This is a genomic window from Spirosoma migulaei (assembly GCF_054776855.1).
Window position 1 is genome coordinate 387,228 of the sequence record NZ_BAAHBG010000027.1, and the last position, 14,166, is coordinate 401,393.

At 46.4% G+C, this 14,166-nt stretch carries 12 protein-coding genes; 9 read left to right on the top strand and 3 right to left on the bottom strand.

From position 1 onward, the window contains the following. Positions 1-206 precede the first annotated feature (206 nt). Both ACYVGO_RS26505 and ACYVGO_RS26510 read right to left on the bottom strand, forming a co-directional pair. A complete protein-coding gene (locus ACYVGO_RS26505) occupies positions 207-968 on the bottom strand; it encodes a LytR/AlgR family response regulator transcription factor (RefSeq protein ID WP_460971854.1) in 762 nt (253 codons plus the stop codon). A gap of 6 nt (positions 969-974) precedes the next feature. Beyond that, positions 975-2,249 carry a histidine kinase gene (locus ACYVGO_RS26510; RefSeq protein ID WP_460971855.1) on the bottom strand — a complete coding sequence of 425 codons (1,275 nt, stop codon included), beginning with the start codon at positions 2,247-2,249 and terminating at the stop codon, positions 975-977. Between the two features lie 194 nt (positions 2,250-2,443). On the opposite strand from ACYVGO_RS26510, the gene ACYVGO_RS26515 reads away from it, so the two are divergent. Both ACYVGO_RS26515 and ACYVGO_RS26520 read left to right on the top strand, forming a co-directional pair. Continuing rightward, positions 2,444-4,081 (top strand): trypsin-like peptidase domain-containing protein, encoded by a 1,638-nt coding sequence (locus tag ACYVGO_RS26515; protein ID WP_460971856.1) that lies wholly within the window; start codon positions 2,444-2,446, stop codon positions 4,079-4,081. Positions 4,082-4,172: 91 nt separating this feature from the next. Continuing rightward, the gene (locus tag ACYVGO_RS26520) at positions 4,173-5,105 is read left to right on the top strand and encodes an SPFH domain-containing protein (protein WP_460971857.1); all 933 of its coding nucleotides are present in this window, start codon (positions 4,173-4,175) and stop codon (positions 5,103-5,105) included. Positions 5,106-5,187: 82 nt separating this feature from the next. Here the strand turns inward: ACYVGO_RS26520 and holA are convergent, their stop codons facing one another. Further along, positions 5,188-6,222: a DNA polymerase III subunit delta gene (gene holA / locus ACYVGO_RS26525; RefSeq protein WP_460971858.1), complete on the bottom strand. Its 1,035-nt coding sequence runs from the start codon at positions 6,220-6,222 to the stop codon at positions 5,188-5,190. Between the two features lie 299 nt (positions 6,223-6,521). Between holA and ACYVGO_RS26530 the strand changes: the two genes are divergently transcribed. From ACYVGO_RS26530 to ACYVGO_RS26560, 7 genes are all read left to right on the top strand, one after another. After that, positions 6,522-8,348: a CocE/NonD family hydrolase gene (locus tag ACYVGO_RS26530; protein WP_460971859.1), complete on the top strand. Its 1,827-nt coding sequence runs from the start codon at positions 6,522-6,524 to the stop codon at positions 8,346-8,348. Positions 8,349-8,679: 331 nt separating this feature from the next. Continuing rightward, positions 8,680-9,351 carry an acyl carrier protein gene (locus tag ACYVGO_RS26535; protein ID WP_460971860.1) on the top strand — a complete coding sequence of 224 codons (672 nt, stop codon included), beginning with the start codon at positions 8,680-8,682 and terminating at the stop codon, positions 9,349-9,351. Positions 9,352-9,550: 199 nt separating this feature from the next. Then, positions 9,551-9,994, top strand: a complete 444-nt coding sequence (locus tag ACYVGO_RS26540) for a VOC family protein (RefSeq protein WP_460971861.1) — start codon at positions 9,551-9,553, stop codon at positions 9,992-9,994. A 123-nt stretch (positions 9,995-10,117) separates the two neighbouring features. Next, positions 10,118-10,741: a class I SAM-dependent methyltransferase gene (locus ACYVGO_RS26545; RefSeq protein ID WP_460971862.1), complete on the top strand. Its 624-nt coding sequence runs from the start codon at positions 10,118-10,120 to the stop codon at positions 10,739-10,741. Positions 10,742-11,088: 347 nt separating this feature from the next. Beyond that, entirely contained in the window at positions 11,089-11,847 is a 759-nt protein-coding gene (locus ACYVGO_RS26550) for a DUF6597 domain-containing transcriptional factor (RefSeq protein ID WP_460971863.1), read from the top strand. Positions 11,848-11,877: 30 nt separating this feature from the next. Further along, the gene (locus ACYVGO_RS26555) at positions 11,878-13,038 is read left to right on the top strand and encodes an FAD-dependent oxidoreductase (protein ID WP_460971864.1); all 1,161 of its coding nucleotides are present in this window, start codon (positions 11,878-11,880) and stop codon (positions 13,036-13,038) included. A 116-nt stretch (positions 13,039-13,154) separates the two neighbouring features. Continuing rightward, positions 13,155-14,165 carry an aldo/keto reductase gene (locus ACYVGO_RS26560; protein WP_142772979.1) on the top strand — a complete coding sequence of 337 codons (1,011 nt, stop codon included), beginning with the start codon at positions 13,155-13,157 and terminating at the stop codon, positions 14,163-14,165. Position 14,166: the final 1 nt, after the last annotated feature.

Genomic DNA, 14,166 nt, shown 5'->3' on the forward strand with positions numbered 1-14,166 from the left:
TTCCTCTTCTCAGCCCGCTACTAAAACAAACAGCAACGCCATTTATGCAACAACGTTGCAATAATAGAAAAAAGAAGTGATAGTAGCTAAATCAGGAGGTTATTTTCAGCGCCAGAAATACAAATACGACTGCAACAAGTAGCTATAAAGGCTTGTCAACAAAGGCCAAAGGCGGTGGGAGTATGCTAAACGCTTTGTTTTTACAATCAATTCCGTTTTTTTCGCTCGGCCAGAAACGCATCCCGGTATTGCTCGTTAATGTCTATACTGCGGGCATAGCCTTCCAGAATCAGCGAAACGGTGTTATAGCTCACAAAAGTTACTCTGGCTACATTGACCACTTCGCTCCGGTTGACCCGCACTAATCCGGCTGCCTTGTAGCTTTCAGTATAAAAACTCAGGGTATGAACTGGCGCAGTGTTGTTGCGGGAGGCCTTTACTAAAAACTCCTGCTGGTGTACGGTCAGGATTTTTACGGCGTCATACCCTACCGTATTGGTGGCGCGAATCAGGACAATATCCCGCAACAATACGTGTTGTGGGCCCATAAGGCCATCCTTTTCATAATGAAACTCAATGGATTCGTCATTTTCCAGGCGTAGCAGTTTTCTGATCACGGCTACCAATCGGCCTTCGCTAAACGGTTTGGTCATGTAGCGCACTTCGGCCTCATCGGCCGAGTCGCCTAAGTCAGGGTGGCTGGAAAGTAGAATTGTGGGCGGTAGCTGGATATTCATCAACCGTTGCGTGAGTAGGAAATCAACTCCTTGCCGCCGGTTGCCATCCATTTCCGAATCCATAATGATTAGTGAAATATCCGACCGGTACTGCCCGATTACAGCAGCTGCTTCGCGGATATTGGCACACTCCCAGCGAATGGTAAGCGAGAGCTCGGGATGGTTGTCGCTAAAATCAATGATACGCTGTCGACCCGACAATTCATCATCGACGACTAAAACGTTAAACATGATCGGTCAATTGTTTAAATGAAGGGCTACGTAGAAGTGACCATTTTCGGTCTTTACCAACAGGTCGTCATCTCGAAAACGAGCGCCATAGAACAACCGCAAACGCTCTCGAATATTGGGAAGCCCCTCGCCAGTGCTGACTGCCACCGATTCGGCCGATTCGGACACGTTGTTCTGCACGGAGAAATAGGTATGTGTGGTTTCGATAAACAACTCAATTTTGACGTAAGGTACCGGCAGGGGAACCGTTTGCTGAAGCGAGGCTAAATAATCGCGGCCATATTTCTCCACGCCATACTTAAAACTATTATCCACGAATTCGGCAAAGATCATGGGCGGTACGCGCACCGGGTTGCTCATGTTGGCCCGAAAATCGAAGGTGATTAGTGGCTGTAAGCCTTGTCGTTTCGCTTTTTCGTCACGAAAGCTGATGAGTTTATTCAGAAAATCGACCTCGTTCAATAACGGAACCCCCTCCATAAACTCCTGTTCACGGCTATTCTTGATGACATAACTCATGAAGTCCCGAATCTGAACGATGGTTTCCTGCAAGTCGGGGTTACCACGTGCCCGCGTGTGCAGGGAGTCAATAATATTGAACAGGAAATGGGGTTCCATCCGACGCATAAAGTTGTCGTAGAGCAGCCGATTATGGGCAATTGTGAGCTCTAGCTGGTGATTTTGCAAATCGAGCTGCTGGTTTTGATGTTCCAGTTCATGCCGAACATCGGCCAGTGTTTTACGGCGATGAACCACCGTTAGCGACCACATAATGATGATGGCTTCCGGAAAATTCCGAATCCAGATAGTATGATTATCCGACGGCCGATTTCGAGCTACCGACTGCCCAACTTCCCCTAAATACTTCCCAACCCAGCCGATGGGCGATTCATTCAACCCAGCCCGGTCATTACTGCTGGTGGGCGTAATATCGAGCAGAACATAAGGCGCACTATCAATTGGAATGTTAGCAATCCACCAGTACAGTGTGCTATCAACAAAACCCAGGAACCCCAATCCAGCAAAATACCAGCCCATATGCTTTCCGTAGAATCGGTCGAACCAGTACAGATGCGGATAAGCGACTAGTACACCTAATCCCACATTTAGCAGAGCGGAACCAAACCCCTGGTTGAGTTTCCAGCCCCAGATCGACACCTGGTCGATGTAAAAAATCAGGAAAGCGACCAGCCAGTACGCCCAGTCCTGGCGCTGAGGTAAATAAAACGACCGACTTGCCAACGAAGCACTTGTTTGCATCTGCGTATACAGCTGTCTCACAAAAGTAAAAGGGTTGCTTTCCGGCATAAGTACGCTCTGGATAAAATGGATTCAGCTCTGGATGAAGCAACCTTTACGGGGGTTCATCGGGCAGGGCTTTGCTTCTGTAGGAAACAAACAAAGTTTGGTCCGGCTCATCAATAGTAAACAAAAATACGGATTTAGGTTTACATCACACTTAAACACCTACGTCCATGAAACGTTTCACCATTCAGGTTGCCCTTCTGGTAGTTGTTAGTTTAGCCGTTGCCAACGCACAGCGTACTGTCTATAAAAAGGCCATCAAAGCCTTTGTTACGGTACGTACCGACATTGGGTTTGGGTCTGGCTTTTTTATCGATTCAGTTCATGTGGTTACGAATCGGCATGTGATAGCCGGTGCCACCAGCGTAACATTAATAGGCTCAAGTTTGCCTAAGCCGATTGTGGTTCGTCAGTTTGCCGGACTTGATTCGAAGAACGATATAGCCATACTAAAAACCGCCGGGTATCAACATCCGGAGCCACTGGATCTGGCGAATCAGCCCGCGGAGGTGGCCGAAGCAATTTTTGTTATCGGCTCACCCGAGGGGTTCGATGCCACCTTTTCGAATGGGTTGGTGAGCGGCTATCGCACCAGCGAAAATCGTACACGGCTTCTTCAGTTTACGGCCCCAATTTCGCCGGGAAGCTCTGGGGGCCCAGTACTCAATCATCGCTCCGAGGTGGTCGGTGTGGTCGTTTCGCAGCAAAAGGACGGACAAAACCTGAATTTCGCCGTTCCGCTCGACATGTTGAAAGCCGTCCGAGTAGGGCAGTTACACCCGTTGGATGACATCCAGATCAACAACGACCAGGAGGCATTTGCCCTAAGCAGAGCCTATTTTGAAGGAGGGAAAGCTGCTTTTAAGCAAGCCGATTTTTTACGGGCCGAGCAGTTTCTGCGTCGATCGCTTACGTTCGATAGCACCAGCAATCTGACAAAAATTGGGCTGGCCGATGCCCTCTACTCCAATAAAAAAGATTCGACCTACTGGCATTCGATCCGAAAAGCGTTTGTATCACTGCGCCCGATCCGGCTACGCGAAGCTGGCAAATTGGCCCTGTCGGTACTAGCCGATTCAGATAGGCTGGAGCGCGATCTTCTGGGTGGGGCCTGGCTTTTAATTGGCCGCATTCGGGCTGAACAACAACAGTATATCCAGGCCAGGTATGCCTACAGGCAGTTTATCACCCACTCAGGCAGCGAAGAAGTAGAAACGCTGATGCGTGCCGAGTATGATACGGTTACTAAACTGGCGCGGAAACAACAGGCAGAAATACTTCTTGCCCAGGCAAAAACGGCCCAGCCTAAAGATCAGGTTGGATTAGCCACAAAATCAATTTGCTACTACCCCCTGTCCGATGCCTATTATATACGAGGAACAGCATGGGCAGATCAAAACCAGCTACTCTGGGCGCTTCGGGATCTGGATTCATGTCTGCTGCTAAATCCTGACAATCAGTTGGGCTTATTCAAACGCGGCTATTACCGCATCCAGATCCAACAACCTCAACTAGCCGTTAACGACTACCTTCATTTTATTGACCTCAATAAAAACTCCTGGGGTGCCTGGTGCAACTTCAGTGTTGCACTACTTCAACTGGGTCGCCATGCCGATGCGGAGCTGAAAGCCGATCAGGCGGTGCGCCTGGCCCCCAAAGAAGCATTAAGCTGGCTAAATCGGGCACAGGCGCGGTTGGGCCTTGGTAAGATTCCCCTGGCCATCGACGACCTGAACATGGTTCTCAAAGTCGACCCTAAAAACGAAACGGCTAAAAAACTGCTCAAAGACACCGTCTCTAAGCTCTAGCTCATTTCCTGTCAATAGCTTCTCTCAACTAAGGTGTCCCTTTATCGTCTGTAAAAATAAATTTATTTTCCATCTAAAACTCCTAAAACACATGTTCATTCTAGCCATTTTCGCCGTATTTATTCTGTTTTTAATCATCCGCTCGGCGGGGGTTACCGTAGCTGAAGGTAACGTAGCCGTCACCACTTCATGGGGCCGCTTTGAGCGGGTTCTCTATCCGGGCTACCACGGCCTGACTCCTTTTGGGGAGTCCATCTTTCGGCAGATTTCTGTTCAGAACCAATCTGAAGAGCTTTCGTTTCAAGCCATTACACTCGACCAGGCAAACGTGTATTTCAAGACCATGCTGCTTTATACGGTTCGCGACAGTGAGGAAGAAACGATTAAGAGCGTTGCGTTTAAGTTTATCGACCAGCGGTCGTTCATGCAGGCCATGACCCGCACTATCGAAAGCTCGGTTCGGGCGTTTGTAGGCACCCAAAAGCAGGCTGAGATTTTGTCGCTACGCTCCGAGATAACTCAGGCTGTAAAAGCCAATCTGGATGAAACCCTGGCGGGCTGGGGCTATCATCTGCTCGATTTACAAATCAACGAAATGACCTTCGATCAGGTCATTACCAGCTCGATGGCACAGGTAGTAGCGAGCAATAACCTGCGTCAGGCGGCTATAAACGAAGGCGAGACGATGCTCATTAAACGGACCAAAGAAGCTGAGGCAGAAGGAAATGCGATTCGCATTGCGGCCGATGCCGAGAAAACAGCCATGCAGTTGCGCGGGCAGGGTACTGCACTCTTCCGCGAAGAGGTGGCCCGTGGGGTGGCCCATGCCGCCCGCGATATTACCGGGGCTGGCTTAGATCCCAGCTTTGTGAGCTTCCTGATGTGGACCGAAACCATGAAGTATATTGCCCGTGAAGGCAAAGGCAATCTGTTACTCATGGACGCATCGGTGCAAAATCAGCAGCAACTGTTGCAGGAACTGACAAGCATGCAAATGAGTAAGGGCAACCAGTCTATAAAGTAGGTAACTAATCCGCAGCTATCATGAACCGGTGCATGGGTGTTAGGCCGTTGCACCGGTTCTGTCGTTATAGCCACTTGGCCTCCTAATGCAGCACCTCGAACACCAACTCCCGCAGGATATCACTTTCATTCATAGTCGGTGCATCGATACCTTTACTTTGCGCGTCAGCCCGGCGGATGGCATGAATGATAGCAGCTACTTTGGGTAACGGAAACGTACGGGCGGCTGATTGATAATCCTTCACAAAAAACGGATTGACCCCCAGTAAAGGAGCCAGCCCTTTGTCGGTCTGGTCTTTAGACGCCTGCACCAGCAACACCTTACTAAAATACCCGAACAATTGCGCCAGAATGACCACCAGCGGATTATCTTTCGGGTTACGCCCGAAATAATCCACGATCTGGTTCGCTTTCACAACATCGCGCTGAGTAAGGGCTTTTTGAAGTTCAAAGACGTTATATTCTTTACTGATTCCCACCAGTCGCTCAACGGTTGCCGCCGAGATTTCTTCGCCAACGTGTAGGTTAATCAGGATTTTGTCGATCTCACTCGCCAACCGTTTGAGGTCATTGCCGATGTGATCAGCTAATAACTGGCAGGCTTTGGGGCTAACCTTCGCCCCCTGTTCGCGGCAATACTCCCCTACCCAATCAGGAATTTTGTTATCATAGAGTTTCTTGACACCCAGCAATTTACCTTTCGCTCCGAAGGCTTTCACCCACGCTTTCCGCTCGTCGAGGGCGGGTTTCCCGTCTTCCCGCGTATAGCACAACATCAGAATGGTGCTGGGCAATGGATTCAGGGCGTAATCTTCAAAAAGCGTTTGGGTCGATTTATCGTTGATGCCATTCATCTGTTGGGCTTCTTTCACCAAAACCAACTGCCGCTCGGCCATGAATGGATAGCGTCGGGCGTAATTCAAAACGGCTCCGGCATCCGTGTCTTTCCCGAACAGGACGAATTGATTGAAACCCCGCTCAGCAACCGGAACCGCCACTTTTTCAAGCTCTTCGGCAATACGGTCGATGTAAAAAGGCTCATCGCCATGAATCAAATACACAGGAGCAATCCGCTTGTTGCGGATGTCTTTCAGCAGGGCGTCGACGGCAGGAATCAATGCAAGAACAGTTTAATGGTTCAGGTTCTTTGTGTGATGTCAGGCTCTTAAACCTGACATAAGGAGGTTTCTCAAAACCGATTGCAGCATTTCTTAGTCAACTAAAGGTTTTGAGAAACCTTTAGTGCCAGGTTTAAGAACCTGACACCACTTAAAGAACCTGAAATAGTGAATCTTCAAACCACAAAATTAACGCTTAACAATCATTTGTATCGATTTAAAACGGTACAACGCAATTTCTACGAAAAGTATCGCTACGTTTTCTATCTTTAGTGCTTGACTTACAACCACTTTCTTCAATGAAAATCTTCCTCATCTGGCTACATGGACTACTTCTACTTTTATCCCACTCAACACTTTCTCAAAACTCAAGTCCCTACGAACGCCAGGAAGTGCTGATTCCGATGCGCGACGGCGTTAAACTGAATACGGTGATTTATACGCTTAAAAACAGTAAAGAGCCGCTGCCTTTTTTGCTGACCCGAACGCCCTACGGCGTCAGTGAAACCGATAGCCCGGATCGAATTTCGTACGTGAAAGACATGGCCGACGATGGGTATATCTTTGTGTACCAGGATATTCGGGGACGATACAAATCGGAGGGAACGTTTGAAATGCAGCGATTTACCCGAGACAAGAAAAATTCCAAGGCCATCGACGAGAGTACCGATACGTACGACACCATTGAGTGGTTGCTGGCGCATGTTCCCAATAACAACAAAAAGGTGGGCATGTATGGTATTTCGTACGCTGGCTGGACTACGGCAATAGCGGCTATTGATCCGCATCCGGCTTTGGTAGCCGTTTCGGAACAGGCAACGCCTTCGGATATGTTTCTGGGCGATGACTTTCACCACAATGGGGCTTTTCGGCTAAGCTATGGGTTCGAGTACGCCTTTATGGAAGAAGCCACTAAAACGGATTCACTCTTCCCATTCCCGAGCTATGATACCTACGACTGGTACCTGAAACTGGGGGCGCTTTCGAACGTAAACAAGCTGTATTTCAAGGACAAACTACCCACCTGGAACGATTTTGTAAAGCACCCGAATTACGATTCGTTCTGGCATAAACAATCACTCATTAACCGAATTGATAGTAGTCCTAAAATACCAACCATGAATGTGGCGGGCTGGTGGGACCAGGAGGATTTCTATGGCCCATTAAAAGCCTATCAACTGTGGGAAAAGCAGGATAAGTCGAATAAAAACTTCCTGGTAGCGGGTCCCTGGAATCATGGGGGCTGGGGCCGCTCCGATGGGCGTACACTGGGCAACATCAAGTTCGATACGGCCACGTCGGTTACGTTCCGAAAGGCCATTCAGGCACCCTGGTTTGCGTATTATCTGAAAGGAAAAGGCACCGGAAATTTTGCGGAAGCGGTCACGTTTCAAACGGGCTCCAATACCTGGAAACGCTACGATAGCTGGCCTCCGAAAGAAGCGACGAAACGGAATCTGTATTTTCAGGCCAACGGAAAACTATCGTTCGATGCGCCAAAGGCCGCGTCCGGCTCTGATGCGTATGTGTCTGACCCGTCCCAGCCTATCCCCTACCGAACGCGCCCCATCGAAGCCACCTACGGACCGGGCTCGCGCTGGCGCACCTGGCTTACCGAAGATCAGCGGTTTGTCCATAACCGCCCCGATGTGCTTTCCTGGGAAACCGATGCCCTGACCGAAGACGTAACGGTTACGGGCGAAGTCTTGGCAAAACTGTTTGCTGCCACCACTGGCAGCGATGCCGACTGGGTTGTCAAGCTGATTGATGTGTATCCGGCTCATTATCCGCAACAACTCGCTATGAGCGGTTACCAGTTAATGGTGGCCAACGATGTATTCCGGGGCCGGTTCCGAAACAGTTTTTCAACACCCGAAGCTATTACGCCCAATAAAACGGAAACGTACAGCATTGATTTACACTCGATCAATCACGTTTTCCAGAAAGGCCACAAGATGATGGTACAGATCCAAAGCACCTGGTTTCCCATTATTGACCGAAACCCACAAAAGTTTGTTCCGAATATTTTCGAAGCGAAAGAAACGGATTACCAGAAAGCCACTCATACGATTTTCCGATCAACTGCGGCTCCTTCGCATTTGGAGTTGAGTGTTGTAGGAAAGTAAAGCTGGATTTAGATGTTAACCACAGAGGAACAGAGAACACAGAGTTTTAATACCAGTAGTTGAGACTCCGTATTCTCTGTGCCTCTGTGGCTACTAACTAGTGAGTTGAAAAAGATGCGCATTTTGTATTGTCGGCAACTGATCCGGCAAAAAAGTATACGCTTTCATTTTGTGATACCACTCCACAAAGCACATGTTCACATATAGCACAAATTACTGACAGTCAATAATTTAACCCTCAATAATGCTTTAAATTTGGCAAGACAAGAATTTTGCATAGCATTGCGTGAGGATGCGAACATGCGTCTATTTACGAGTTACCAGTAATGCTATGACAGACTACGAACTAAAAAATATCGACCCAGATGACATTAGCGATTTACTCGTTAAAGTTGAAAAGTCATTTGACATTAAGTTTGGCGACACGGAACTAATGCACATTTCGACTTTTGGTGAACTGTGTGACCATATTGCAAATAAAATCCAACTTGACAATTCAGATGACTGCACCAGCCAACAAGCATTTTATAAATTACGTGACGCAATTTCATCGACACTTCAAATCGACAATAAAACTATCTCAACAAACCTTTCACTTGCAGACATTTTGCCAAGAGCAAGCAGACGTTCACGGACACGAAAGCTTGAAGAGCAATTAGGTTTCAAACTTAATATCTTACGACCACCACACTGGGTTACAGGGACATTTGTAATTATATTACTCGCTTCTCTTGTTGGAATTTTCTTTGAATGGCAAATCGGACTTTTAGGACTTGTATTTTCAATCGCTGGACTTTGGTTTGCAAATAAAATCGGAAACGAACTTGACTTGCAAACGGTTGGACAAGTAGCTGAAAAAATGACAAGAGAAAATTATTTAAAATTAAGACGAAACTCAAAGACATTTAATAAAAACGAAATAGAAAAAGTATTGACTGACTGGTTTAGTAACGACCTTGACTTAGATAAAAGTAAATTAACAAGAGAAGCGAAATTTGTATGACGACATAAGAAAGCACTACTGGTAACACGGGTTTTGCGTCAGGCGGGCTGAAGTGCAAAGCTCAACAATAGTTTTTCAATTAAACATTAGTAATAATATCGGCTTTTACGCTTTGATTTTCCGCCCGAACGCAAAGCCCAAAACCGTTATACGTCAACTTAAAAAACATCTACAACTCGACAAATAAAAAAACAAAAAAATGGAAGACCAAAAAAATGAATCGACAAAATCAGCTCCAACGAACGACACAACGCCTAAGGTGACCGGAATTGGGGGCATTTTCTTTTTTTCCGACAATCCCAAAGAAACGAGAGAATGGTATGCCAAACATTTAGGACTTGATATCAATGACTGGGGGTCGACTTTTGAATCCAGAAACGTTAATAAGCCTGACGAGATAAACTCGCTTCAATGGAGCCCTTTCAAAAAAGGAGATGACTATTTTGCTCCATCTCAAAAAGAGTTTATGATTAATTACCGGGTTCAAAATATTGAAGGACTTGTTACCAAACTCAGTGAAAACGGTGTAACCATACTTGACAGCATTACGACATACGATTACGGAAAATTTGTTCATATCATGGACGCAGAAGGCAATAAGATTGAACTATGGGAGCCAGTTGATGCTGAACTCAATGGGTAGTAAAACCATATGCTAATGAAGTAGCTTGACAAAGTTTGACGGAAATTAAAGCTGGTTGCTAAGCGTCAAAACATTGCAGGCTATTCTAAGATATTATAAGGCTTAATATTATATACAGTGTCTATGGCAGCTGAAAGCGTAAAACCTGAATTTTGGGAAACGAGCTTTACCGAAAAACAGGAAATGTGGGGCTTTGAGCCATCAAATTCAGCCGTATTGGCAAAGGATTTTTTCGTTCAAAATTCAGCAAGAAACATACTTATCCCAGGAATTGGGTATGGAAGAAATGCGCAAATTTTCCGAGACAATGGGATAGCAGTAACGGGGATTGAGATATCAAAAACCGCTATTGAAATGGCCAGAAAGCACTACGGCACAGCTATGACTATTTATCATGGTTCTGTAACGGATATGCCATTTGATAATTGTCAGTATGATGGACTATTTTGCTATGCGTTGATCCATCTATTGGATAGTAATGAAAGATGGAAACTCATCAGCGATTGCTATAATCAACTGTCGGCTAATAGCTACATGATTTTTACAGCTATTTCGAAAGAAGCTCAGACATACGGAAAAGGCAGATTTATCAGCAAGGATCGCTATGAATTAGTCGATGGGGTGAACCTGTTTTTTTATGACAGCGAATCAATTCACGCAGAGTTTGGCAAATTTGGATTAGTTGAAATTACAGAGGTTATGGAGAATTATCCCTTCTATCTAATTAAATGTAGAAAAACAAAGTAGACGGTTACTAAAAAATTCACCTAACAAGATCTGATCAAAACCAGTATCATTCATTTTAATAATAGGCATGACATTTTCAGTTGAGCCGTACTTCCAGCCGGTGTCGGTACATTACTGGCATTAATAAATTCGGTACTGTATCTATTGATCTGGTCAGGAATTCGCTATAGTTTATCGAAAATTTCCACTTCTGTTAGCATCAACTAAATAACAAGCTTCCAGTTAATAAACCAGAATGGTGAATAAATTATTCACCATTCTGGTTTATCGTTGGTTTTCATTTTTGAGAAGACAGGGTATAGTAACAAGTTATTACAGAACAATACGTTTCAAATTATTAGCAAAAAATGCCTGAAAACGACGTAGACTACAAACTAAGAAAACCAGACTCATCGCTTTCCGATTTTGTAGAAAGTTTTTGGATGCTTGCCAATCCATCGGATCAGGAAAAGGAAGTTGTAGTTTTGCCAGATGGGCGAATTGATATTTTCTTTTCCTATTCGGCTACCGAGCCTTTCCATAGTACACTTATGGGTTTGGGCACCGAGCCGGATGCAACCGCTATTCCACCTAAAGCGGTCATGTTTGCGGTCAGTTTCAGGCTGCTGGCCATTGAGTATTTGCTAGGCATCAAACTGTCGTCACTTGTTAATTATGCGACCAGATTGCCAGCTGATTTCTGGGGCATTTCTGAGCATGATCTGACTGATTTTGACAGCTTTTGCAATAAGGTTTCTGCTACACTGACTGGTTTACTCCAGCAGAATATCGATGCCCGTAAACAAAAACTGTTTGACCTCATCTATTCGTCAGCTGGAGCCTTATCTGTAGCCGAATTAGCAGACAACGTAGGCTGGAGTAGCCGCCAAATTAACCGGTACTTCACTACGTATGTTGGCATTTCGTTAAAAGCGTATTGCACCATTTTACGATTCAGAGCATCCCTGAATCACATCAAATCAGGCAAGCTATATCCCGAGCAAAACTTTGCCGACCAAACCCATTTCATAAAAGAGATAAAAAAGTTTTCAGGCGTAATTCCAAAAGAATTAGCCAGGAACGCCAATGACCGATTTATACTATTATTGACCTTGCCCGAGAACTAGTTTTGCAGCGTACTAACTATTTCTCAAGCTATGTTACTCAACAATAAATCAATCGCCATCATTGGCGGAGGACCTGGTGGCTTAACCCTTGCCCGGCTTTTACAACAAAAAGGTGCTCAGGTAAAGGTCTATGAACGGGACGTTAACAGGGATGTTCGGGTGCAGGGGGCCACACTTGACCTGCATCATGAATCAGGCCTGGCCGCCCTCCGTAAAGCCGACTTACTGGATGCCTTCAAAGCTGCCTACCGGCCCGGCGCAGATCTAATTCGGATTCTGGATAACACCGCTACCATCGTATTTGACGAGCACCTGCAACCGGCAGAAAAAACGTTTGACAGTGAGTGGTATCGGCCCGAGATTGACCGTGGGCCTTTACGGAACCTATTGGTAGATTCGTTACAACCTGATACCGTTATCTGGGACAGTCAATTTGTATCCATGTCAGCCCTGGATCGTGGCTGGCAACTTACTTTTCAACATGGTACATCAGCTACGGCAGATCTGGTCATAGGGGCCGATGGGGCAAATTCAAAGATTCGTCCTTTACTCACCCCAATTAAACCCATTTACTCAGGAGTTACTGCTGTAGAGGGGACTATATATGAGTCAGCGATAAACGCACCCAACATCCACGAACTCCTGAAAGGGGGCAAACTATTCGCGTTTGGCAATGGCAACTCCCTGATTGTTAGTGCAAAAGGCGATGGCAGTTTAGCCTTTTATACAGGTTGTAAAACGGATGAATTCTGGGCACGTAATTCGGGAATCGACTTCAACGATACAACGCAAGTGTTGGCTTGGTTTAAGCAGGCGTTTTCAGCATGGGCTAGTTTCTGGTGGGAACTGTTTGAAAACGCTACAACCAAATTCATTGTCCGACCGCTATACTATATGCCCCTGGATCAAACCTGGCCCGCACTTTCCAACCTGACGCTGTTGGGCGATGCCGCTCATTTAATGCCCCCGTATGCTGGAGAAGGCGTAAATATGGCCATGCAGGATGCATTAGAGTTAAGTGAGTGTCTGACATCTAACCAGTTCCCCGACCTGCAATCGGCCATAGCACATTATGAAAACCAAATGCGAACGAGGGCATCCGAAGCCGCGCGGGAATCGTTACACAACACGGATATACTACACGCTGAAAATGCCCTGTCTTATATGATGGGGATGTTTAGTCAACAGTAGACTTCTCCAACTACCACCCCCATTCTGGATACAACAACAAGAGATTGGGCTACTTTTCTTCCTGTGAGTGCGCTGACCTTTGTAGGGTTAAAACTCACAAGAAAAAAAAATAATCAATGAACAGTCTTCAAAAAACAGATTTAGGAAGTCAGGGGCTCGTTGTCCCAGCTATTGGGCTTGGTTGCATGGGCATGACGCAAATTGCCGGTAATGATATTTACGGAAAAGCCGATGAAGCTGAATCCATCGCCACCATTCATCGCTCGCTGGAATTAGGCGGCAATTTTTTAGACACGGCCGATTTATACGGACCGCTACACAACGAGCGGTTAATCGCCAAAGCCATCAAGGGTCAACGGGACAAGTATATCATAGCCACTAAGTTTGGGTTTGAGATCGACGATAACGAGCAACTTACCTGGCAATTCAACGGACAACCCGCGTATGTAAAAAAGGCCGTGGAACGGTCGTTAAAGAACCTCGGCACGGATTACATTGACCTGTATTACCTGCACCGCTTAGACCCCAACACGCCTATTGAGGAAACCGTTGGTGCCATGGCCGAGCTGGTAAAAGAAGGAAAAGTTGGGTATATCGGTCTCTCTGAAGTATCATCGGCAACGATCCGAAAAGCACATGCGGTTCATCCACTCACGGCCGTGCAAACCGAGTACTCGTTATTTGAGCGAAGTGTGGAAGAGGCCGGGATTCTGGCTACGCTTCAGGAATTGGGGATTGGATTTGTGGCCTATTCACCGCTAGGGCGAGGGTTTGTTTCCGGAGATATCAAAAGCCCGGACGATTTTCCGGCTGATGATTTCAGACGGAGTATTCCCAGGTTTCAGGGCGAGGCTTTCTATAAAAACATTGAGCTGGTCAATGAACTGAAAAAACTGGCCGATGAGAAACACATCACCCCATCGCAGTTAGCCATTGCCTGGGTGGTTTCAAAGGGATTTTTACCGATTCCGGGTACCAAACGCGTCAAGTATGTTGAGCAAAATATCGAAGCGGCCAGCATACCCCTAACGGCTGACGAACTGGCTCGAATCGAAACGATTATCCCCCTGGGTACGTTAACAGGCGACCGCTACGATGCTGCGGGTATGGAATGGATTGATCAGTAAA

Coding starts and splice junctions, on each gene's coding strand:
- ACYVGO_RS26545 (WP_460971862.1), top strand. CDS start 10,118: ATGGCAGCTGAAAGCGTAAAACCTGAATTTTGGGAAACGAGCTTTACC.
- ACYVGO_RS26550 (WP_460971863.1), top strand. CDS start 11,089: ATGCCTGAAAACGACGTAGACTACAAACTAAGAAAACCAGACTCATCG.
- ACYVGO_RS26520 (WP_460971857.1), top strand. CDS start 4,173: ATGTTCATTCTAGCCATTTTCGCCGTATTTATTCTGTTTTTAATCATC.
- ACYVGO_RS26535 (WP_460971860.1), top strand. CDS start 8,680: ATGACAGACTACGAACTAAAAAATATCGACCCAGATGACATTAGCGAT.
- ACYVGO_RS26560 (WP_142772979.1), top strand. CDS start 13,155: ATGAACAGTCTTCAAAAAACAGATTTAGGAAGTCAGGGGCTCGTTGTC.
- ACYVGO_RS26540 (WP_460971861.1), top strand. CDS start 9,551: ATGGAAGACCAAAAAAATGAATCGACAAAATCAGCTCCAACGAACGAC.
- ACYVGO_RS26530 (WP_460971859.1), top strand. CDS start 6,522: ATGAAAATCTTCCTCATCTGGCTACATGGACTACTTCTACTTTTATCC.
- ACYVGO_RS26555 (WP_460971864.1), top strand. CDS start 11,878: ATGTTACTCAACAATAAATCAATCGCCATCATTGGCGGAGGACCTGGT.
- ACYVGO_RS26515 (WP_460971856.1), top strand. CDS start 2,444: ATGAAACGTTTCACCATTCAGGTTGCCCTTCTGGTAGTTGTTAGTTTA.
- ACYVGO_RS26505 (WP_460971854.1), bottom strand. CDS start 968: ATGTTTAACGTTTTAGTCGTCGATGATGAATTGTCGGGTCGACAGCGT.